We start from the raw sequence: 22,720 nt of genomic DNA on the forward strand, positions 1-22,720 counted from the left end.
TAAAAATTAAATTTATGAAGCGATATATTCCGAATGCACTCACTCTTTTAAACCTATTTTCAGGATGTATTGCCGTAATTTTTGTCGTTAACGATAGTTTTGTTGCAGCGGCTTTGTTTGTTTTTCTCGGAATTTTCTTTGATTTTTTTGATGGTTTTGCAGCACGAAAATTAAACGTACAAAGCGAATTGGGCGTGCAATTGGACTCTTTGGCGGATATGGTTACCAGCGGATTGGTACCCGGAATTGTTATGTTTAAACTTATAGGGTTAACGCAACGTGTTTGGACAGATGATTTTTACGACCACGACAGTTACAATTCGCTTTTAGAAATAACGAGTGGAAGTTTTTTGCCGTTTTTAGGATTGGCAATTACATTGGCATCGGCCTATCGATTGGCAAAATTCAATATTGATACCGAACAACAAAGCTATTTTAAAGGATTACCAACACCGGCAAATGCTTTACTTATATTGTCGTTGCCGCTAATTATGGAATATCAGAATAGCGATTTAATAAACTCTATAATTTTAAATCAGTGGTTTTTAATGGGATTAACCGTTTTTAGTTGTTGGATATTAAATGCAAACACTAAACTCTTCGCCTTAAAATTTAAAGATTGGAATTTTAAAAACAATGCCACACGCTACATTTTTATACTGCTCTGTGTGGTGCTGCTAATTATAATTCAGTTTGCGGCCATCCCAATTATTATAATACTTTATATTTCCATGTCTGTTTTAGACAACCTAACATCAAAATAGCATATATGGCATCAGGGTTTTTTGCAATATTCGACGACATAGCGGCTTTAATGGACGATGTTGTGGTAATGAGTAAAATAAGTACAAAAAAAACAGCAGGTATTTTGGGCGATGACTTAGCGGTGAATGCCGAAAAAGCCACTGGGTTTGTTTCCTCAAGAGAGCTGCCCGTTTTATGGGCCATTACCAAAGGTTCTTTTTTAAATAAATTAATCATTTTACCCATTGCCTTTTTGCTTAGTGCATTTGCGCCATGGGCGGTTACATTGGCTTTGATTTTGGGCGGTGTGTATTTAGCTTTTGAAGGCGCAGAAAAAATATACGGATTTTTTGTGCCCCACGAACACGCTAAAGTTGAAACTAAACCTGAAAATCTTTCAAAAGAAGCTATTTTAAAAAATGAAAAAACCAAGATTAAATCGGCTATACTTACCGATTTTATTTTGTCGGTAGAAATTGTAATTATTGCTTTGGGGACGGTTTTAGGAAGACCTATTTTGTTTCAAATTATAGTGGTTTCCATTGTTGCAATTATTGCTACCGTTGGCGTTTATGGTATTGTAGCCCTTATTGTGAGAATGGACGATTTTGGTTATAAGCTTGTAAAAATGAGCAGCAAAGAAAAAAGTGTTTCAAAGTTTATCGGTAACTTTTTAATAAATGCATTGCCTGTTGTTATTAAAAGTTTAGCGGTAATTGGTACGATAGCTTTACTGTTGGTTTCAGGCGGCATTTTTGTCCATAATATTGAATTTCTTCATCACTTTTTAGAGATTTTGCCGTCTATTTTAAGGGACTTTATTGTTGGGTTGTTGGTTGGTTTAATAGCGGTTTTCGTGGTTAAGGCTTTTAAGCGTATTTTTAAAAGAAAGGTTGACAAAGAATAATACAGGCTCTGTCATTCCTGCGCAGGCAGGAATCCACTTGTTTAACTTGAAATTTTCAATGCATAAAACCATTCATCAATATTATTTATACATTTTAACCAATAAAACTTATGGCACGTTATACATTGGTGTTACAAACGATTTGGAGCGCAGAATGTTTGAGCATAAAAACAAATTAGTCGAAGGGGTTACTAAAAAATACGGTTTATGTAAACTCTTGTATTTTGAAACCTATCAATTTGTAAATGATGCTATTAAAAGAGAAAAAAACATGAAAAAGTGGAAACGACAATGGAAAATTGATTTGATTGAAAAAGATAACCCTAATTGGAAAGATTTATCCAAAGATTGGACTTATTTAGTTGATTAGGGAATTTGTATAAAATTGGAATAACCTTAACCTTTAAGTGGATTCCTGCCTGCGCAGGAATGACAAACAAAAAAAGTAAAAGAATTAAGAGACACCAAAGTCACTTTGAAGTCTCATCAATCTAAATAATTTAGATTCACAAAAGCCATAAATATTTTTTTCAAAGTAGAATAATTATTGCTCTTTTAGTGGATTCCTGCCTGCGCAGGAATGACAAACAACTTAGTAACGACATACAAACTAACCAATAAAAATTACTAAATGACACTTAGTGTCTACTCACGGATTTTCTTTTTACGCAACTCGAAGTTTTGGCCTAAATATACTTTGCGCACCATCTCGTCTTCAGCTAATTCTTCAGGTTTTCCGGCTTTTAAAATACCGCCTTCAAACATTAAATAGGTTCTATCGGTAATGGCCAGGGTTTCTTGTACGTTGTGGTCGGTAATTAAAATACCGATATTTTTTTTGGTAAGTTGGGCTACAATCCGCTGAATATCTTCAACCGCCACGGGATCTACTCCTGCAAAAGGCTCGTCCAATAAAATAAAACTAGGGTCGGTTGCCAAAGCACGGGCAATTTCGGTACGTCTCCGCTCGCCACCCGACAATAAATCGCCGCGGCTTTTTCGAATATGGCCCAAACCAAACTCTTCAATTAACGATTCCATTTTATCGTGTTGCTGTTTTTTACTCAGTTTTGTAAGTTGCAACACGCTTAAAATATTATCTTCAATACTTAGTTTTCTAAACACCGAGGCTTCTTGCGCCAAATACCCAATACCGTTTTGCGCTCGTTTGTACATGGGATATTTGGTAATTTCGGTATCATCTAAAAAAATATGTCCGCCATTGGGTTTTATCAAACCCACAATCATGTAAAACGAGGTGGTTTTACCGGCACCATTTGGTCCCAGAAGTCCAACAATTTCACCTTGGTTTACCTCAAGTGAAACATCTTTTACAACTTTTCGTCCGCTGTAGGACTTCATTAAATTTTCGGCTCTTAAAATCATATCTTTAAATACTAAACGCTAAAAATAGTAAAATCATATAGGCTATTATAACGCAAGGTTCATTTTTATCTTATTGCTGTGCCCATCTGCGCAGCAACCAATAATCTATTTGTCTTTGGCTTCTAAAGCATCCCAAAATTCGTAAGCACGACGCAAATGCGGAATAACAATGGTGCCGCCAATTAAATTCGCGATACTTAAAGTTTCAATAACCTGTGCTTTTGGTATGCCTTCTTTATAACAGGTTTCAAGATGGTATTTTACGCAATCGTCGCAACGTAAAACCATGGATGCCACTAAGCCTAAAAGCTCTTTTGTTTTAACATCTAAAGCGCCTTCCGCGAAAGCGTTGGTATCTAAATTAAAGATGCGCTTAATAACTTTGTTGTTATCGGCGAGAATTTTATCGTTCATTCTCTGGCGATATTCATTAAATTCGGTAACGATATCAGACATGCTTTTTTTCTTTTCTTTTTTGATTTCTAATAACGATTTTAGAAATATAAATACTTATTTGATATAAAACTATAATTGGGATGGCTACTATAACTTGACTCGCGATATCTGGAGGCGTTATAATGGCTGAAAGTATAAGTACAACTACGAGGGCGTATTTTCGATATTTTCTTAATATTTCGGGTGTAACCAATCCTATTTTGGTTAAAAAATAGATGATGATGGGCAGTTCGAAAATCAATCCTGAAGCCAACGCAGAAGACCGCACCAGAGCAATATACGAACCAATATCGATTTGATTGTCTACCGCATCAGAAATGCTGTAATTGGCTAAAAAATTAAGTGATAAAGGCGTTACAATGTAATATCCAAACAATACGCCAATAAAAAACAAGAGCGATGAAATGATGATAAAACCACGCGAATGCCTGCGCTCGTTTGAATGCAGCCCCGGACTGATAAATTTCCATAATTGGTAAACAACATAGGGGAATGATATAATGAAACCTGCTAAAATAGCGGTCCAAATATCTGCCGAAAACTGACCGGCCATGGTACGGTTTTGCAGTATCATGGGCATTTCATCGGCACAAAACGTAGTGTCCAGACCTATAAAATTTGCAGCATTACATAAAAAATTATAGGTTGGAAAACTCATTTCCAAGGGTGCAAAAATGATCTCATCAAAAATAAATCGGCTAAAAATAAAAGCCAAGGTTGCCACTAAAATTACCGCTATACAAATGCGTATTAAATGCCAGCGTAAATCTTCAAGATGGTCTAAAAAAGACATCTCATTAATATTCTTTTTCGCCATTATATAATGCCTTCTTTAATTAAATCGTGTAAATGTACCACACCTGCATAATTGCCATTGTCTTCAACAAGTAACTGAGAAATACCGTTGGTTTCCATAACTTCTAAAGCATCAACAGCCATGGCATCTACATTGATGTGTTTGGGGTTTGAGCTCATAATATCTTTGGCGGTTAAACCAGAAAAATCCTCCACTTTGGTTAACATTCTACGTAAATCGCCATCGGTAATGATACCAATAATTTTTCCGTTTTCAACCACAGCGGCAACGCCCAACATTTTTTCTGTAATTTCAATTATAATATTTTTAATGCTCGTATCTAACTGTACTTGTGGCTTTTCGTTTACGGAGGAGATATCATGAACCCGTAAATACAATTTCTTTCCTAAAGCACCACCGGGGTGGTATTTGGCAAAATCGTTGCTCGAAAAACCTCGTAACTCCAATAAACAAACGGCAAGCGCATCGCCAATTACCAATTGTGCCGTTGTGCTTGTTGTTGGTGCCAAATTATTTGGGCAGGCTTCCTGTTCGACATAAGCGTTTAAAACAAAGTCTGCCTGTTGCCCTAAAAACGAATCTATGTTACCGGTAATGGCAATCATTTTGTTTTTGGCACTTTTTATTAAAGGCACCAAAACTTTAATTTCGGGTGTGTTTCCGCTTTTCGAAATGCAAATGACCACATCGTCTTTAAGGATTAACCCTAAATCGCCATGAATGGCATCGGCGGCATGCATAAAAATGGCAGGCGTTCCGGTGGAGTTTAAGGTGGCTACAATTTTATTGGCTATAATGGCACTTTTGCCAATTCCTGTAATAATTACGCGTCCTTTGGAGTTGTAAATTAGTTTTACCGCATGGGCAAAATCATCGGTAATAAGAGAAACTAAGTTAGAAATGGCCTTACTTTCCATTTCAATAGTGTGTTTGGCAGTACCAATAATAGAAATTTCGTCTTTCAAAATTTATTATATTTTTTGGTTGAAGCTTTAAAGATTTTGTTATCTTTAAATGTTAATCCATATTGAATTTTTATTGTAAATTCGAATTGCGTTACAAAACTAACGAAAAAAACATGAGGGTTCTCTAAATACACTGCTAAATTAATGAATATCATACTTAGAAATGGTGTATTTTTTATCGCGTAAATTAATTTTTTATTTTATCAATGTTAACAGCAAAAAGTGACATTCATTCTGCATTAAAAAAGTATTTTGGATTTAACAAATTCAAGGGATTGCAGGAAGATGTAATTAAAAGTATTTTATCAGGAAACCATACGTTTGTAATTATGCCAACAGGGGGCGGAAAGTCGCTTTGTTACCAACTTCCAGCATTAATGCAAGAAGGCACAGCCATTGTGGTGTCTCCGTTAATAGCCCTGATGAAAAATCAGGTAGATGCCATTAGAGGTCTTTCAAATGAAGAAGGTGTGGCGCATGTATTAAATTCTTCATTAAATAAAACCGAGGTAAAGCGCGTTAAAGAAGATATTGTTAACGGCATTACCAAACTGCTTTACGTGGCACCAGAATCGTTAACCAAAGAGGAAAACGTAGAGTTTTTACGCTCTGTAAAAGTGTCTTTTATGGCTATTGACGAGGCCCATTGTATAAGTGAATGGGGACACGATTTTAGGCCGGAATATAGAAATCTCCGCAATATAAAGGAACGTATTGGTGACGATATCCCCATAATTGGTTTAACCGCTACAGCAACGCCAAAGGTACAGGAAGATATTATAAAAAACTTAGGTATTGCCGGCGCTACAACGTTTAAAGCGTCATTTAACAGACCAAATTTATATTACGAGGTACGCCCAAAAACAAAAAACGTCGATGCCGATATTATTCGATTTATTAAACAAAACGAAGGAAAATCCGGTATTGTTTACTGTTTAAGCCGAAAGCGTGTTGAAGAACTGGCACAGGTATTACAGGTAAACGGTATTAAAGCAGTGCCATACCATGCCGGTTTAGATGCCAAAACCAGATCGAGCCATCAAGATAAATTTTTAATGGAAGATGTAGATGTTGTTGTGGCCACAATTGCCTTTGGGATGGGTATCGATAAGCCCGATGTGCGCTTTGTAATCCATCACGATATTCCTAAGAGCATAGAAAGTTATTATCAAGAAACCGGTCGAGCCGGTCGCGATGGGGGCGAAGGCCATTGTTTGGCGTTTTACGCTTATAAAGACATAGAAAAGCTAGAGAAATTTATGTCTGGCAAACCCGTTGCCGAACAAGAAATTGGGCACGCATTGTTGCAAGAAGTTGTCGCTTTCGCGGAAACATCCATATCGCGTAGAAAATTCATTTTACATTATTTTGGCGAGGAGTTTGACAATGAAACAGGAGAAGGTGGCGATATGGACGATAACGTACGTTACCCCAAAAAGCAAAAAGAAGCTAAAAACGATGTTAAGCTACTATTGGAAACCATTGATAAAACCAACGAAAAATACAAATCCAAGGATTTGGTAAATGTGCTCATCGGGAAAGAAAACGCTTTGATAAACTCGCATAAAACCAACGAACAAGACTTTTTTGGTAAAGGTAAAGCGCAAGACAACAAACATTGGATGGCCTTATTGCGGCAAGTATTGGTTTCGGGGTATCTTAAAAAGGATATTGAAACTTATGGCGTTATAAAGTTAACGGATTCCGGTAAGGCATTTATTAAAAAGCCAGTGTCGTTTATGATGACCGAAGACCATATTTTTGAAGGTGAACAAGAAGACGGCAGCATCATTACCGCCGAAAAAGGAGGTGGCGCCGTAGCTGATGATGTGTTAATGGGCATGCTTAAGGATTTGCGTAAAAAAAATGCAAAAAAACTGGGTGTTCCGCCGTTTGTTATTTTTCAAGATCCGTCGTTGGAAGACATGGCTTTAAAATATCCCATTACCATGTCCGAGCTTAGTAACGTGCATGGTGTTGGCGACGGCAAAGCAAAAAAATACGGTAAAGATTTTATCGACCTTATTTCAAAATATGTCGAGGAAAACGACATTACGCGTCCAGACGATTTGGTGGTAAAATCTACGGGCAGCAACTCTGCAAATAAGCTGTATATCATTCAAAATGTAGACCGAAAATTACCTTTGGATGATATTGCGTCGTCTAAAAAAATGTCTATGGAAGATTTTATAAAAGAAATGGAAGCCATAGTATATTCTGGCACCAAGCTGAATATAAATTATTGGATTGATGAGATTCTGGACGAAGACCAACAAGAGGAAATCCACGAGTATTTTATGGAATCTGATTCTGATAGTATCGATGATGCCATTGAGGAATTTGATGGCGATTATGACGATGAGGAATTGCGTTTATACCGTATAAAATTCATTAGCGAAGTAGCTAATTAGATTTCAAATTAATAAGTCTTTGGGCGTTACCACAAGGGTCGGGCTTTACGCTATATCTTTTTTTAACGTCATAGCGAGGACGAAGATAGCCTGCACTGAGCGCAGTCGAAGTGTGGCTATCTGTTGAATTTTAGTTCAAAACAAAGCCGTAATTTCTCTTTTCTTAAAAAAGGATGCCGCTGCAATCCCTAACGCAATTATCTGCTAAGGTATTTTTATAATCGATAAATAGATTTATTTTTTTTAGTTGTTGATTCCGCGTGTTGGCTGTGGTTTTTATTTATGTTAATCTATTTACTATTCTGTTTAGTTGATTTTCTGTTAATACAGGTTCAAAGTATTTTATATAATCATTCATTTCTCGTAATAGTTTTATTTTTACGTACTTAAATTTAGATTTTGGTTTATTATTAATCATTACAATGAGATTTCGTATAGGAATTTGTTGCTCTCCCCAATGATGTTCATTTAATGTTATATTCTCTGAAAGATATACATAAAGCGCAAAATTGGACCTTTCAATTTGTTCAATCGGTGACCTTAAACTAATAGAATCGACAGATGATTTACTCCAGTTTTTCGTTTCTATTATAAAAATTCCTGCTCTTGAAATCAAAAGATGATCAACTTGTATAGAATAGATTCTCTGATTGTGTTTTTTGTAAAAAATGGGATGAGAAAAATTTAAATTAAAATCATTAATCAGAATATAATCATCTGAAAGTCTTTTTATTTCTTTAACAACTAAGTTTTCACCTATTGCTCCTGAAATTAGATTTCTTGAATTTTCTAAAACATTACGAGTATATTCTAATTTTTCAATTTTAGGTTTTGCTCTTTTTTCAATTAAGTTTTGTTTTTCAGTTTCATATTTTTTTATGAAATGTTCATCAATTTCAATATTTTTAATTATCTCTTTTGCAGAAGAGTTTATCTGTTTAGTTTTAGTTTTTACAAAATTATTGTACTGATTTTTTAGAAAATAAAGATTGATACTTGAGAGCATTTTTCTTAAAAAGTTTTCGCCTTTATTATTATATATAAAATCAATTTTTGTCTTTAAATCAGAAATTATATTGTTAATTTTTTCCGTCTCTAAATTGATTATTTCAGCTTTTTTCTGAATTCTTTGTTCGAGGTTGGTACACGTTTCAAAAAATTCTTTATCTAATTCATCGGAAGTGTCATTAAGAATTGTTAGTTTTTCAGAGTTGTAATTTGATAAAAAATCATTAATTTGTTTTACAGAACTAAATCTGGAAATTCCTTTATCCTCTAATTCAAATTTTAAGGATTTTAACGATTCTATTGTTCCAAATATTCGTGCCATTTATGACTTCTCAAATTACAGCCAACGGTTTTGTTTATGATTAGTGGCGGATTTAAGCACCCAATTTAGCAAATAAAAACCGAATAGAAAATCCGCGAGGATTTTCCGAGTAGGCTAGAACCAAGCAATTATTTTTACACGGTGTTGTAGCCAGTTACTTAATCAAAATCCACCATAAATCCGATACCAGTTTTTGTCAAGTTTCCAATTGTTTTTCGGATTCTCTTTTAATTTTTGTTCGAGGTCAGCAATTCTTCCTTTATCATCTGAATAAACAAAAAGAGTAGAAGGTGAATCGAAAAAATTTCTAAAAACCCAAAATTGAACTGTAACCGAATTATTTTCCTTGTTTTTATATACCCAAACATCGTTTCCTCCATTTGAAACAATTGGAAACTCAAAAGGCAATTCAAAAATTCCGTTTCCGCTTATACCTTTTCCTTTTATCTCGTTTCGCTTAATTTGTTGTACAATTTCAGTTCTTTTATTTTTCAAAATTGTCCAGTCCGTTTTTTCAATTATTCCGTTTGGGATTTTTCGGTGGAAAGTCAGAATGAATAGTAGAATAAAAACGATAACTTTTAAAACTCGAAACTTGGTCAAGTTTTTACGTTCACTAATCAGTTTCACAATTTGAAATAATGCTACAATTCCAAAAATCAAACTCATTCCGAGCCAAATGAAAGCAAGTATGAAAAAATTCGTGTAATAGAAGTTAATCAGCGTAATTAAAATCCAAATTACAATAATCCAAATCAGAGTTTTCTTTTTTATCGATGAGGTTCGTTTTAATTGGCTACAACTCATTATATAATAACTTTTATTACTCATATCCCCTAAATAAGTCAAGATATGATACGTTATTTGTCGTTGTTATCACGTAAATATAATTAATTTTTCTTACAGAATTACACTAAAAAAGGTATCACTATTTAATCTAATCTTTCTTTATAGCATTCAATGGTGTGTTAAATATAATCTCATGCTTTTTTGCAGTTAACCTTAAGGCATTGATACGTGCTTTATCAAATTTTTCAACGTCTTCTTTTTCAATTTGAAAATCGATTCTGGTTATAAATCGGTTCGACACATTTGAATGATCCGATTGAAACTCATCCATATCCGATTTTAAATCCAATTTAAAATCGGTGCCTTCAATGTTAAGTTTAGCACCTTTCATGGTTTTAATTTTAAAAGCACCCACAATTATGGTAATGACGTAATGGTAGCCACCAAGTTCTTTAGTGCTGGCATATAGCACGTTTTTTTCAGATATGGCAAATGCGTCATCTGTAATGGAATTGATGATGTCTTCGGTGTGGTTATCAACATGAGTGCGTTCCATGGCACGCCTATTTCCAAAAGCGGCCAAAATTTTATCCAAGTTTAATTTCATAATCTAAGTTTCAAAAAAAAAATCTATTGTTTAACAACTTGCGCATGGTACATAAAACCGTTTTGCCAACGCTTAAAACGGGCATCGAATTTATCAGCAAAAACCAGATATTGGCATTTGCCGATACTTTCTGGCGTACGGGTGGCTTCTGCGAAATTATTGTTTCTAAATAAAAAATCGGCGTCTTCAACAATGCAAATTTGTAGCTTATTCAAATTTATGCCGTTTAGGTAAAACAATCTGTTCAAGCGTTTTGGTGTGGCAATCACGATGTCGGTGCCTTCGTAAATCTCGTCGCGCTGTATATCGATACTGTGTTCGTCGTAAGCGCAGTACACCCTTAAATCGGTGCCGCGTTTAAAGGCATTAAACTCTAACTCTAAATTTAAAGCGGCTTGTTTGTCTTTTACAAAAATTAAGGCTCTTGGTGCATCTTCAACGGCATGTTTTAATTTCTGGATAACGCTAATAACGATGCTTGTGGTTTTGCCACTTCCTTCTGGGGCGATAACAAACAAACTTGCACCTCCTTTTATGTTGGGTAAAATTTGTTTTTGAAGCGGTAAAGGTTCTTTAAATCCTTTGTGATTAATGGCATCTGTTAACGGTTCAATTAATTTTTTAAAAGACATATAAGATTTTCTTTAAGCTGTAAAGGTAGGTTTTTAAATACCTACGAGTATTAACGCTTAATTGATTTTTAGAAAATAATTAGTTTACTTTTGCCCCATGCAAAACAACAACACTTATAAGTTTGAGTTTGTCGCTTTAATGGCATCATTAATGTCTATTGTGGCTTTATCCATAGATGCTTTATTGCCGGCTTTACCCGAAATAGGGTATGATTTAGGGGTTACAAATCCGGCCGACAAACAACTGCTTATCACCATGATATTTTTGGGTTTGGGTTTTGGGCAACTCCTTTTTGGACCGCTTTCAGATAGTTTTGGAAGAAAACCCATAGTTTATATTGGATTTCTCGTTTTTATTGTGGCGAGTATTATCTGCGTAACGACTAAAAGTTTTGAGGTGATGATTTTAGGGCGGATACTACAGGGTTTTGGACTATCGTCTCCCAGAAGCCTGAGTATGTCTATGATTAGGGATTCTTTTAGCGGTAATTATATGGCAAAAATACTATCGATTGTGGTTATGTTTTTTATTTTGGTACCGGTGGTTGCCCCAACTTTAGGCCAGCTTTTGCTCTATCTTTTCAACTGGAAATCGATATTTCATTTTAACTTGATATTTGGCGTTTTAATAATGCTTTGGTTTTGGTTACGGCAACCCGAAACACTGCCCAAAAGCAAGCGTATTAAGTTTAACAGTCGCCTGTTTATTGATGGTGTAAAAGAGTTTTTTAAGTATAAAGAAGCGGTGGCTTTTACTATGGTTTCCGGTTTTATTACGGGGTCTTTTTTGGTGTATTTAAGCACCTCGCAACAAATTTTTCAAGAGCAATATAATTTGGCAGAAATGTTCCCGTATATTTTTGCGAGTTTAGCGATTTCCGTAGGTTTGGCAACCTTTTTAAATAGCCGGTTTGTGGTTAAATATGGCATGTTGAAAATTGCCTTTGTGTCTTGTATAGCTTACGCTTTAATTTCGGTTTTATATGTGGTTTTGTTTTCATCGGGAGAAAACCCGAGCATTACCGTTTTGTTGAGCTTTTTTGCATTACAGTTTTTTGCTGTTGGTTTTTTATTCGGGAATTTACGGGCCTTAGCCATGCAACCTTTAGGGCATATTGCCGGGATTGGCGCTGCTTTAAATGGGTTTGTTTCAACGGTTATGGCAGTGCCCATCGCTAACTATATTGGGGGTTTTGTAACCACTTCGGTATTGCCGTTATTTATTGGGTTTTCTATATTTGGAGTCCTTTCTCTATTGGTTTTTATAATCGTGAAGAGAAAAGTTACATTTATAAATGCATAAGTTATAATTTATAAATAGTGTGTTTTTATAACATCGATATGCCAGATTTCGTGACCAAGAATAATGAAAGCGGCAGCTCGGGCAGATAGGGTGTTTTCAGAAGCTGTACCAACAAATTTTAAATCTTCGTCGCTCAAACTATTTAATAAGGTGATGGAGTTTTTCCTAACTGACGAATATTCCAAAAGTAACGTTGCCATAGATTTTTTATGGGCTTGAGAAGGCATAATATAATCGTCTTGATTGAAACCAGGCAATGGTGTTTTATCATGTCTTGCGATACGAAAGCAGCGATACATAAAAACACGTTCGGTATCAATAATATGCTGAAAAACTTCTTTTACACTCCATTTGCCTTCTGCGTATCTGTATTCTAATTTTTCTGATGGAATGGAATGAAAAAATTGCAATACATTATCTAAACCTTCAGTAAAACCATCAATTAAAGCCAAGTTTTCCGGAAGCTTTTTAATATAAGGACCATAATATGAATTGTATTCGGTGGGATTTAAATCTTTTACTGTCATAATTACGGGTTTAAATTTTGGCTTGATAGGTGTATAAATCGTAATACCTGCCACGTTTTTCAATTAACTCGTCATGCTTGCCTCTTTCTACAATATGGCCAGCTTCAATAACTAAAATTTGGTCGGCCTTTCTTATGGTACTTAGGCGGTGCGCAATTACGATAGTGGTTCGGTCTTTAATCAATTCGCTTAAACTTTTTTGAATAAGCGCTTCACTTTCGGTATCTAAACTTGAGGTTGCTTCATCTAAAATAATAATTTTTGGATTTGCCAAAATAGCCCTTGCTATAGCCAAACGCTGACGTTGCCCTCCGGATAGTTTTACACCTCGTTCGCCAATTAAAGTTTCTAAACCATCATCAAACCTATCGGTAAATTCATTTACATAAGCGGCTTTTACGGCGTTTTGTAATTCTGCTTCGGTAGCATTTGGCCTTGGAAACATTATGTTTTCTTTTATGGTGCCTTCAAATAAAAATTCGTCTTGTAAAACCACGCCCAAATATTTACGATAACTACTCAGTTTAACTTTTGATAAATCTTGATTATCAATAGTAACTTTGCCGAGTTTTGGTGTTAAAAACGTAGCCGATAATCCTGCAATGGTTGATTTACCAGAACCCGAGCTGCCCACCAAAGCCGTTACAGAGCCTGCGGGTGCTTTAAAGTTGATATTATGGAGCACGTCTTTACCTGCTTCATAAGAAAAAGAGACATCTTCAAAGTCAATATTTCCATGGAGTGTTTCTAGTGTAATGTCTCGATCTTGGTTATCTTTCTCCGAGGTCATATTCATCAATTCTTCGGTTCTGTCTAAACCCGCCAATGCTTCCGTTAATTGGCTGCCAATATTGCTCATTTGTACAATGGGTGCAATCATAAAACCGAGTATTAAGGTGAAGAATAAAAAATCGCCGGTTGTCATTTCACTTTGAATCATATAATAACCTCCAATTCCCATAATACCAGTGGTAGCAACACCAATTAAAAAGGTAGATGCGCTTGTCATAAATGCAGTAGCCGTCAAGCTCTTTTTTACATTTTTATATAATTTTTCAACACCTTTTTCGAACACCAAATTCTCTTGATTTTCAGCATTAAAAGCTTTTATAACCCTAACTCCCGCTAAAGTTTCCGTTAGCCTGCCAGTTACTTCGGCGTTAATCTTTCCTCGAATTCTAAAAATAGGACGAATATATTTGAAAGCCCTTAGTGCGATGTAGCCGAATATGGAAAGCGGAACAAATACAAAAAGTGTCATCCAAGGGTTTAGTTTTATTAAAATGATGAGCGACACAATGGCTGTAAAAGAACCGCCAACCAACTGTACCAAGCCAGTGCCAATAAGGTTTCTTACACCTTCAACGTCACTCATAATTCTGGAAACCAAAGCGCCCGATTTTGTATTGTCGAAAAAACTAATTGGTAAAGTCAGAACTTTTTTCTGCACTTGAGCCCGCAATTCGCTTATTAAATATTGTGCCTGTACACTTAATATGCGCGTTAATAAAAATGATGTTACCGCTTGAATTGTTATGGCGCCTATAACGATGGCAATTAAATAATACAGTTGCGTATAATCTTTGTTTGGAACAACATCGTCTAGCAAAACCTTACTCTGCCAAGGCAAAACCAAACCTGCCAAACTTTTTATAACTATTAAAATTAAACCAATAAAAACAAGATTTCGCCGTGGCCAAATAATGGTTTTAAAAGCTTGTGCCATGGTTATTTTCGATTGTGTTTTAGGGGATTTTATATTGTGTTTCATTCAGTTTCGTATTAAAAGATCTTTTTTCCGATAGGTAATTGGTGTAAATGTAAAATTAAAAAACCACTCAAAAGGAGTGGTTTTTTAATTTATAATAAGAATTATAAACAATTTTACTACATGCGTTTCGCCTTTTTTGCTAGTTTGGCAGCCTTTTTCTCTTTTGGTGTTAAAAGGGGTTCTTTTTTTACGTTTTTCTTTGCGTCTTGAGATTTTGCCATATTTTTATTCACTTTAAGTGTTAATTGAACAAGGTAGTTAAATTTAGGTTTAATTATTTACCTTATTACAAATATTAAGTTAAAGTTGAATAATAACAATGTTGCTTGTTGATTTCTTATATTTACGAGTATAATTTTAGTGTTAATGATAGAAAATAAATTAGGCAAATCACTTTCAAATGGTGCAGTTAAAAATTTTAAGATGAACCATTTGAAAGCTTCAATTGAAGGCAAACTACTGCTGAATTTTAAACATATTTAATATACAAAACACAGCATTTTAATGAAAAATTCTATAGCAGAACGGGTCAGTGATTTTTTGAAGAACCATCCGCCCTTTGACTTATTGGACGCTAAAAAACTTCTTAATATAGCAGAGGAAGTGGTTATTATTTATCTGGAAAAAGGCGATGTTTTGTTTAAACAAGGCACCAGTTTTAACAATCACTTTTATATGGTTAGAAATGGTGGCATCAGCTTAACATATTCCAACAATAACACGCAAGAAGTTGTTTCCATTAGCGATGCCGGTGATATATTTGGCGTAAGACCTTTAATCGCACAAGAAAATTATAAACTTACTGCGTCTGCCCACGAAGAGTCTATAGTTTATGGCATTCCTATTGATAGTTTTAGATTGGCGGCCGAAAACAATTCCAAGGTATATAAATATCTTATTACAGCCTTCGCAACCAATGCTTACGACGCTTATACCACCAAAGAAACCCATGAGATTTTTGTAGATTACCTACCCAGTAATTCGCGAGATATTGCTAATTTTCAAACGGCCAATTATACCAAAAAACCCGTTACATGTGGTGTTAATTCATCATTAAAAGAGGCCGCCTTAAAAATGAGCAAAAACAAAATTGGGTATATAGTTGTTATCGACGACACTAAAAAACCAGTAGGTATTATTACAAATAGCGATATAAAAAATAAAATCGCGACGGGTATATTTCCTATTGATACGGTGGTAACCAATATTATGAGCTCGCCCGTTATAACAAATAAAAGGAACCTAACCGTTGCAGATGGCCAATTGCAAATGATAAAACATAATATTGCCCACTTGTGTATTACCAAAGACGGTACGGTAAATTCTAAACTGGTAGGCGTATTAACAAATCACCATATTTTGGTAGCATTGGGCAACAATCCAACAGCTATTTTAAAGGAAATAATACGGGCAAAACGCACAAAAAAATTACGTAATGCGCGATTAAAAGCCGACACGTTACTCAAAAACTATTTAGAACAAAACATTCCCATTACACATATTACAAAGGTAATTTCTAAAATTAACGATGCCCTTACGGTAAAGGCGATAGAAATTGCGCTGCCGAAAATGCCAACACCTCCGCCCGTAAAGTTTTCGTGGCTGGCCATTGGGAGCCAAGGCAGGAAAGAACAATTGCTGTACACCGATCAAGACAATGCCCTGGTGTTTGAAGATGTGCCCGAAGCAAAATACGAGGAAACCCAAGCTTATTTTTTAGAGCTTTCAAAATATGTTACAAAATCATTAAATAAAATAGGATTCGAATATTGCGAAGCCGACATGATGGCGAGCAATAGTGCCTGGTGCAAATCTATTTCTGAATGGAAAAGCCAATTTAAGGAATGGATATTAACACCCGGTGAGGAGGCTGTGCTGTTATCTTCTATTTTTTTTGATTATAGTATGGTTTACGGAAGTCAAAACCTAACCGATGAGATAACGGATACCATTTATGAAGCATTGGAAGAAAGCAATTTGTTTTATAAACTATTGGCGCAAGATGCCGTAAAAAGCCCTTCGCCCTTAGGGTTTTTTAAACAGTTTTTAGTAGAAAAAAATGGAGAACAAAAAGATATGTTCAACATAAAAAACAGAGGGCTTATGCCTTTAGTTGATGCAGCGCGGTTACTGGTGTTAACCAAACATATAAAAGGCATAAACAATACTTTTGAACGTTATGAAAAACTAGCCGAAATTGAACCCGCTAATAAGGAGTTATACGAATCTTGCTCTTACGCCTTTAAAGCACTTACAAAGTTTAAAACAAAACAAGGTTTGCAACACAATAACTCTGGAAAATTTATTGATTTGGAAACACTGTCCAAAGAAGAAAAATTAAAGCTGAAACGCTGCTTTAAGCCTATTGATGAAATCCAAAAAACGCTAATTCTAAGGTTTGATTTAAAAACTTTACCAATATGATATTAAATTGGTTTAAACGAAAAAAAAGAAACTATCCCGATTTTTGGTTGCGCTATTTAGAGACTTTCAGCAATACTAAAAAGGAAACTATAGCAACTACCAGATTTGTGGCCTTTGATACGGAGACCACTGGATTTGACAAAAAAAAGGATAGGGTATTATCTATTGGGGCTGTTTCTATTTTAGATAAATCGATTGAAGTAAACAAAAGTTACGAGGTGTATTTGAAACAAGATGTTTTTAGTAACAAAACCGTCGAGATACATGGCATATTAAAAACAGGGTCTTTAAAAAAAGTCTCTGAATTGGAGGCTGTTATATCTTTTTTAGCGTATATAAAAGATGCTGTATTGGTAGCGCACCACGCCAATTTCGATAAAGACATGGTGAACGAAATGCTATTGAGACATGGCTTAGGAAAATTAAAAAATGAATTTATAGATACGGGTTATTTGTTTAGTAAATCTAAGCATATTATATATCGGGAAAACCTAAAAGACCATTACACATTAGACGATTTATGTGCCGAACTTAATGTGCCAAAAGTAGATAGACACACAGCGAGTGGCGACGCCCTTATTACGGCCATTGTGTTTTTAAAGATATTAACGCGATTAAATAGGCGCAAGCACTTAAATTGGGATTATCTTTTAAATAAATGATGCATAATTATTGGACTAGGGCAGTTAGTGTGTCGCATGGCCCGCACCACTAGGAATTCTAATTTTTTCTACAATTTCCTGTACGTCTTTTGGCGGTGCTTTAGTAAATTTCATAATGGTAATGGATACTATAAAATTAAGCACCATGGCAACCGAACCAAAACCTTCGGGAGAAATGCCAAACCACCATTCGCTTTTATCCGGCAGCACGTCATCAAACCAACCCAATTTATACTTAATCATGTACAGCAACATCGCCGTGATTCCCACAACCATACCTGCAATAGCACCTTCTTTATTCATGCGTTTGTAAAAAATCCCTAAAATAATGGCAGGGAAAAACGAAGCGGCTGCCAAACCAAAAGCCAATGCAACCACAGCGGCGACAAACCCCGGCGGGTTTATGCCAAAATACCCAGCAACACAAACCGCTCCAACAGCCGATAAGCGCGCTGCAACCAGTTCGCCTTTTTCAGAAATTGACGGTTTGATTATTTTTTTGATTAAATCATGAGATACCGACGATGAAATCACCAACAACAAACCTGCTGCTGTTGATAGTGCTGCCGCTAATCCACCAGCGGCAACCAAAGCTATAACCCAATTTGGGAGTTTCGCAATTTCGGGGTTTGCCAATACCATAATATCTCTATCGACAGTTAATTCGTTTTTATTTTCATCGGCCACGTAAGAGATTAATCCGTCTTCATTTTTGTCATTAAACGTGATAAGTCCCGTAGTTTCCCATTTTTTAAACCAATCCGGCACATCTGCATACGGTTGGTTTGAAACGGTTTCAATCATATTCGTTCTGGCAAATACGGCTACCGCTGGTGCTGTGGTATATAAAACAACAATTAAAAGCAATGCGATTCCTGCGGATTTTCTGGCGTCCTTAACCCGTTTTACGGTAAAGAAACGAACAATAACATGAGGTAAACCGGCCGTTCCAACCATTAAAGCAAGTGTTATTGCAAAAACATCTATTAACGATTTGGAGCCTTCGGTATATTCGGCGAAGCCCAACTCGGTACTCAATCCGTCTAATTTATCCAATAAATACGTTCCGGAACCATCTGCCAATTCACTGCCAAATCCCATTTGCGGAATGGGGTTTCCCGTCATTTGAATGGAAATAAAAATAGCAGGCACCATAAAGGCGAATATCAACACACAATATTGAGCCACCTGTGTATACGTGATGCCTTTCATTCCGCCTAAAACGGCATAAAACAAAACGATAAGCATGCCTATGATGACGCCCGTATTGATATCGACTTCCAAAAAGCGGGAAAATACGATACCAACACCGCGCATTTGTCCGGCAACATAGGTAAACGATACCAGTAAAGCACAAAACACAGCCACGATACGCGCCGTTTTTGAATAATATCTGTCGCCAATAAAATCGGGAACGGTAAACTTTCCGAACTTTCGTAAATAGGGTGCCAGCAATAATGCGAGCAGTACATAGCCACCTGTCCATCCCATTAAATACACGGCGCCATCGTATCCGGCAAACGATATAATACCCGCCATTGATATAAAGGATGCAGCACTCATCCAATCGGCTGCCGTTGCCATGCCGTTGGCCAAAGGCGAAACGCCTCCACCGGCAACATAAAAATCTTTTGTAGAACCAGCTCTGGACCAAATGGCAATTCCAATATATAAGGTGAAGGTTAAGCCAACTAAAATGTAGGTCCAATTTTGAACGCTTATCTGTTCGGCTATCAATAAACTATTCATCATAGCCATATTTTTTATCGAGTTTGTTCATTAATCTAACGTAAATGAAGATTAGGATAACAAACACGTACATAGACCCTTGTTGTGCAAACCAAAACCCGAGTTTAAATCCGCCTACTTTTATTTCATTTAAAATATCCTTAAAAATGATACCAGCGCCGAAAGATACCAGAAACCAAATGGTAAGCAGTATGAGTACAATTTTTATATTTTCTTTCCAGTACGCTTTAGGTTTGTTTTGATGGGTCATGCTTTATTTTCTTTTAAACGTTTTTTATAAGCAGCCAATTCTTTTACAACTTTTGGTGCCAATATGATAGTGGATAACATGGTTGGGATTGCCATTAAAGCAAACACGCCATCGATAAGATTTATCATCATATCCAAGGTTGTGGTTGCACCTAAAATAATACTGGCAATATAGAAATAGTTGTAGTAATGCATTTTATCCGCTCCGATTAAAAACGACAAACATTTTGAGCCATAATATGAAAATGAGAACAATGAAGATATACTAAACACCGCAATACAGACCAAAAGCAAATACTTGCCAAATCCAGGCATGGCATTACCAAAAGCATTGGCGGTTAAGCTCACACCGTTGTCGGCCGTGGTTTCCCAAACACCGGTAACCAAAATGGCTAAAGCGGTAAGTGTACACACAATTAAGGTATCGATTGCTGGTCCCAACATAGCTACTAAACCTTCGCGAACAGGCTCGTCGGTTTTTGCAGCGCCATGGGCTAGGGGAGCGGTACCAATACCCGCTTCGTTTGAAAAAGCACCACGTTTAATGCCCAATAAAATCAATCCGCCTACAACACCGCCAAAAAAAGCATCGCCTTTAAAGTTATTGGCCGCAAAAGCATCCGTAAAAATCATGGCAAAATACTTTGGAACCACATCAATATGTACAACCAAAATAATCATAACAGAAACAAAATAAAGCAGTACCATGGACGGCACGAGTTTAGATGCCGTTTTGCTGATACGCTTAATACCGCCAAGTATTACCACGGCTGTAATACTAACCAAAACCAGTCCAACAATTAAGTTAGATGAGAACCCAACTTCCACGCCATTTGGTGCAAGTAAAATATGGTTAATAGCTTGCGTGAGCTGATTGACATTAAAAACGGGCAAAGCCCCAACCAAACCGCACACACTAAACATAATAGCCAGAGGTTTCCAAGATTTGCCCAAACCTTCTACAATAAAATACATGGGGCCGCCTTGTAATTCGCCATTACTGTCTTTACCTCTAAACATAATGGCCAAGGTTGAGGTAAAAAATTTGGTGGACATTCCAACCACGGCACTAACCCACATCCAGAAAACAGCTCCCGGACCACCAATGGAAATGGCCACGGCAACCCCTGCAATATTCCCCATGCCAATAGTAGACGACAATGCCGTAGTTAAAGCTTGGAAATGACTGATTTGCCCCGGGTCGTTTGGGTCGTCGTACCTGCCGCGAAGCACTTGAATGGCATGCCCAATTAAACGAAATGTTCCGAACCTCGACCGAATGAGTACATACAATCCGCCACCAATAAGAAGTATAAGCAAAGGCAATCCCCAAACTGCACTGGAAAAATCGGCAGTCAGTTGTGTAAGTTGTTCCATAAAAATGAATTAGTTTTCGTTATAAATGTATGAAAGATGCGTGAAACTATTAAAAATGTTTATACTTTAATAGGAATATGTCATAAAATTTATTGAAATAAAAATTACCTTAGCGTACGTTACTAGCTAATTAAAACACGCTTTTGTATGGCATACGACGAATTTTTAGCCGATAGGATACGGCAACAATTAAAAGAAAAACACGTGATTTTTACCGAACTGAAAATGATGGGTGGCCTATGTTTTAAGGTCGATAACAAAATGCTTTGTGGGATACATATCGATAAGAAATTTGGCGATAGTTTGCTTATGGCCAGAGTTGGTGAAGAAGCTTATGCACACGAAATTAACCATACCCATTGTTTACCCATGGATTTTACGGGTCGCCCCATGCGCGGCTATATTTTTGTAACCCCAGAGGGTTTTGATGCCGAAGTTGATTTGTCGCGTTATTTAGATTTGTGTTTGGCCTTTAATTCTTTGGCAAAAGCGAGTAAAAAGAAAAAATAATTAAGACTTTAAGTTTTATATTTGTTGATATTTATGCTTATTTCTATAGTTGGCCACCATTTAAAATGCCACAATCCTAATAATGATAATTGCAATAGACGAATCCGGTAGTTTTAATAAAGATTCAAATGATTTAAATTTATTTGTTGCTGCCCATATATTGTCTGAAAATGGACAATTGGAAATAAAGAGAAAACAATTTGAAAATTGGGAAAATGGCATTGCAGAAAAATTTATAGATAAAAATGGCGAAGTTAAGGGACAATTATTGGGTAAAGTTGAATTAAGAGATTTTCTAAAGAATGTGGTTCTTCAAAAACCTGAAGTTGGATTTTCAATTGTATCGATAATTCCAAAAAATAATAATTCAGAGGTAATAAACAAACATCATCGTTCGCAAATCGTGCAATTAGATTACAGCAAAGAATTATTTATAGAAAATAATGCGATTAAGAAAAACGTGAATTTTTTTGACCAATTCACAAAATGGCTGAATAAAAGAAATGAATCACAATTTCTTAAAATGCTTTGTTTAAAAAACTGTATTTATGAAAGCTTCTATAATGGTTTTGTCTTTGGCATTATAACTGAATTGAACGATGAGTTAATAAATCTCAAATTTAAAATAGACAATGATTTCATTTCCAACGACAACAAATATTGGAAAGGTTATCTTCTCAAATTCCTTGAGGAACACAGTAAAAGAAAACTTATACCAATATTAGATACTTGGACGGATAATCACCCTGTAATTCAAAAATATGTGAAAAACGGTAGATTTAATTTGAATATCCCGTTTAAGGAAAATCTTGATTTTTTTGATTCTAAAGATAATTTTGAAATTAGAATTGCAGATATTGCTGCTATAATTGTAAACAGAAATTTTAATTCGCAAGGATATAAATCTCTATACCAAAGTTTAAGAAAAAGATTATTAGGAAAAGATGGTCATTCCCAATTAGTTTTTAATGATTTTAATTTTGATAAAACAATGGAACAATTTAAGAGAGATTCCGAAAAGAAAAAAGGTGGTTAACAACGAACCAAGTTAAAAAACAAGTAATTTTAAGCTAATTTAGAAACAAGTTCTCATCATAAGGTAAT

Annotated in this window: 22 protein-coding genes; 9 read left to right on the top strand and 13 right to left on the bottom strand. The window is 35.7% G+C overall.

Annotated features, from left to right (window positions below; translation table 11 throughout):
* Positions 1 to 14 precede the first annotated feature (14 nt).
* Genes RNZ47_RS11830 through RNZ47_RS11840 form a run of 3 tightly spaced genes read left to right on the top strand, consistent with a single transcriptional unit; the run spans position 15 to position 2,021 of the window.
* A complete protein-coding gene (locus RNZ47_RS11830) occupies positions 15 to 764 on the top strand; it encodes a CDP-alcohol phosphatidyltransferase family protein (RefSeq protein ID WP_311940236.1) in 750 nt (249 codons plus the stop codon).
* A 5-nt stretch (positions 765 to 769) separates the two neighbouring features.
* Positions 770 to 1,651, top strand: a complete 882-nt coding sequence (locus RNZ47_RS11835) for a DUF808 domain-containing protein (RefSeq protein ID WP_311940238.1) — start codon at positions 770 to 772, stop codon at positions 1,649 to 1,651.
* Between the two features lie 58 nt (positions 1,652 to 1,709).
* On the top strand, positions 1,710 to 2,021 hold the full coding sequence (locus RNZ47_RS11840; RefSeq protein WP_311940240.1) for a GIY-YIG nuclease family protein: 312 nt from the start codon (positions 1,710 to 1,712) through the stop codon (positions 2,019 to 2,021).
* A gap of 275 nt (positions 2,022 to 2,296) precedes the next feature.
* Here RNZ47_RS11840 and lptB read toward each other — a convergent pair whose 3' ends face one another.
* The 4 genes from lptB to RNZ47_RS11860 all read right to left on the bottom strand — a co-directional run bounded on the left by lptB (position 2,297) and on the right by RNZ47_RS11860 (position 5,227).
* Positions 2,297 to 3,037: an LPS export ABC transporter ATP-binding protein gene (gene lptB / locus RNZ47_RS11845; RefSeq protein WP_311940242.1), complete on the bottom strand. Its 741-nt coding sequence runs from the start codon at positions 3,035 to 3,037 to the stop codon at positions 2,297 to 2,299.
* A gap of 105 nt (positions 3,038 to 3,142) precedes the next feature.
* Positions 3,143 to 3,493 (bottom strand): carboxymuconolactone decarboxylase family protein, encoded by a 351-nt coding sequence (locus RNZ47_RS11850; protein WP_311940244.1) that lies wholly within the window; start codon positions 3,491 to 3,493, stop codon positions 3,143 to 3,145.
* The gene (tatC, locus tag RNZ47_RS11855; RefSeq protein ID WP_311940246.1) at positions 3,486 to 4,310 is read right to left on the bottom strand and encodes a twin-arginine translocase subunit TatC; all 825 of its coding nucleotides are present in this window, start codon (positions 4,308 to 4,310) and stop codon (positions 3,486 to 3,488) included. Before tatC ends, RNZ47_RS11850 begins: the two co-directional genes overlap by 8 nt.
* Positions 4,310 to 5,227 carry a KpsF/GutQ family sugar-phosphate isomerase gene (locus tag RNZ47_RS11860; protein WP_376717825.1) on the bottom strand — a complete coding sequence of 306 codons (918 nt, stop codon included), beginning with the start codon at positions 5,225 to 5,227 and terminating at the stop codon, positions 4,310 to 4,312. Before RNZ47_RS11860 ends, tatC begins: the two co-directional genes overlap by 1 nt.
* Positions 5,228 to 5,481: 254 nt before the next feature.
* On the opposite strand from RNZ47_RS11860, the gene recQ reads away from it, so the two are divergent.
* Positions 5,482 to 7,686 (top strand): DNA helicase RecQ, encoded by a 2,205-nt coding sequence (gene recQ / locus RNZ47_RS11865; RefSeq protein ID WP_311940250.1) that lies wholly within the window; start codon positions 5,482 to 5,484, stop codon positions 7,684 to 7,686.
* 280 nt (positions 7,687 to 7,966) lie between these two features.
* Here the strand turns inward: recQ and RNZ47_RS11870 are convergent, their stop codons facing one another.
* From RNZ47_RS11870 to RNZ47_RS11885, 4 genes are all read right to left on the bottom strand, one after another.
* A complete protein-coding gene (locus RNZ47_RS11870) occupies positions 7,967 to 9,016 on the bottom strand; it encodes a nuclease-related domain-containing protein (RefSeq protein WP_311940252.1) in 1,050 nt (349 codons plus the stop codon).
* Between the two features lie 162 nt (positions 9,017 to 9,178).
* Positions 9,179 to 9,847 carry a hypothetical protein gene (locus RNZ47_RS11875; RefSeq protein ID WP_311940255.1) on the bottom strand — a complete coding sequence of 223 codons (669 nt, stop codon included), beginning with the start codon at positions 9,845 to 9,847 and terminating at the stop codon, positions 9,179 to 9,181.
* Between the two features lie 106 nt (positions 9,848 to 9,953).
* A complete protein-coding gene (locus RNZ47_RS11880) occupies positions 9,954 to 10,412 on the bottom strand; it encodes a hypothetical protein (RefSeq protein WP_311940257.1) in 459 nt (152 codons plus the stop codon).
* 23 nt (positions 10,413 to 10,435) lie between these two features.
* Complete coding sequence (locus tag RNZ47_RS11885) at positions 10,436 to 11,044, bottom strand: DEAD/DEAH box helicase (protein WP_311940259.1); 609 nt, start codon at positions 11,042 to 11,044, stop codon at positions 10,436 to 10,438.
* A 97-nt stretch (positions 11,045 to 11,141) separates the two neighbouring features.
* On the opposite strand from RNZ47_RS11885, the gene RNZ47_RS11890 reads away from it, so the two are divergent.
* Complete coding sequence (locus RNZ47_RS11890) at positions 11,142 to 12,347, top strand: multidrug effflux MFS transporter (protein ID WP_311940262.1); 1,206 nt, start codon at positions 11,142 to 11,144, stop codon at positions 12,345 to 12,347.
* A gap of 8 nt (positions 12,348 to 12,355) precedes the next feature.
* Here the strand turns inward: RNZ47_RS11890 and RNZ47_RS11895 are convergent, their stop codons facing one another.
* Together RNZ47_RS11895 and RNZ47_RS11900 are read right to left on the bottom strand one after the other, a co-directional pair.
* Positions 12,356 to 12,874 carry a DinB family protein gene (locus RNZ47_RS11895; RefSeq protein WP_311940264.1) on the bottom strand — a complete coding sequence of 173 codons (519 nt, stop codon included), beginning with the start codon at positions 12,872 to 12,874 and terminating at the stop codon, positions 12,356 to 12,358.
* A gap of 10 nt (positions 12,875 to 12,884) precedes the next feature.
* Positions 12,885 to 14,645: an ABC transporter ATP-binding protein gene (locus tag RNZ47_RS11900; RefSeq protein ID WP_311940267.1), complete on the bottom strand. Its 1,761-nt coding sequence runs from the start codon at positions 14,643 to 14,645 to the stop codon at positions 12,885 to 12,887.
* Positions 14,646 to 15,149: 504 nt separating this feature from the next.
* Between RNZ47_RS11900 and RNZ47_RS11905 the strand changes: the two genes are divergently transcribed.
* Both RNZ47_RS11905 and RNZ47_RS11910 read left to right on the top strand, forming a co-directional pair.
* A complete protein-coding gene (locus RNZ47_RS11905; RefSeq protein WP_311940269.1) occupies positions 15,150 to 17,069 on the top strand; it encodes a DUF294 nucleotidyltransferase-like domain-containing protein in 1,920 nt (639 codons plus the stop codon).
* On the top strand, positions 17,066 to 17,731 hold the full coding sequence (locus RNZ47_RS11910) for a 3'-5' exonuclease (RefSeq protein WP_311940271.1): 666 nt from the start codon (positions 17,066 to 17,068) through the stop codon (positions 17,729 to 17,731). The genes RNZ47_RS11905 and RNZ47_RS11910 overlap by 4 nt, the downstream gene beginning before the upstream one ends.
* A gap of 24 nt (positions 17,732 to 17,755) precedes the next feature.
* On the opposite strand, the gene RNZ47_RS11915 is transcribed toward RNZ47_RS11910, so the two are convergent.
* From RNZ47_RS11915 to RNZ47_RS11925, 3 genes are read right to left on the bottom strand one after another with little or no spacing between them, the layout of a single operon-like run.
* Positions 17,756 to 19,453: a sodium:solute symporter family protein gene (locus RNZ47_RS11915; RefSeq protein ID WP_311940581.1), complete on the bottom strand. Its 1,698-nt coding sequence runs from the start codon at positions 19,451 to 19,453 to the stop codon at positions 17,756 to 17,758.
* Between the two features lie 19 nt (positions 19,454 to 19,472).
* Positions 19,473 to 19,730, bottom strand: coding sequence for a DUF4212 domain-containing protein (locus tag RNZ47_RS11920; protein ID WP_311940273.1), 258 nt, complete (start codon positions 19,728 to 19,730; stop codon positions 19,473 to 19,475).
* Positions 19,727 to 21,106: an alanine/glycine:cation symporter family protein gene (locus RNZ47_RS11925; RefSeq protein ID WP_311940275.1), complete on the bottom strand. Its 1,380-nt coding sequence runs from the start codon at positions 21,104 to 21,106 to the stop codon at positions 19,727 to 19,729. The genes RNZ47_RS11920 and RNZ47_RS11925 overlap by 4 nt, the downstream gene beginning before the upstream one ends.
* Positions 21,107 to 21,253: 147 nt before the next feature.
* Here RNZ47_RS11925 and RNZ47_RS11930 point away from each other — a divergent pair, with 147 nt between their 5' ends.
* A complete protein-coding gene (locus RNZ47_RS11930; protein ID WP_311940277.1) occupies positions 21,254 to 21,616 on the top strand; it encodes an RNA methyltransferase in 363 nt (120 codons plus the stop codon).
* Between the two features lie 82 nt (positions 21,617 to 21,698).
* Entirely contained in the window at positions 21,699 to 22,652 is a 954-nt protein-coding gene (locus RNZ47_RS11935; protein ID WP_311940279.1) for a hypothetical protein, read from the top strand.
* The last annotated feature ends 68 nt before the right edge of the window (positions 22,653 to 22,720 follow it).

The organism is Hwangdonia seohaensis (genome assembly GCF_031932625.1).
Lineage (GTDB): Bacteria > Bacteroidota > Bacteroidia > Flavobacteriales > Flavobacteriaceae > Hwangdonia > Hwangdonia seohaensis.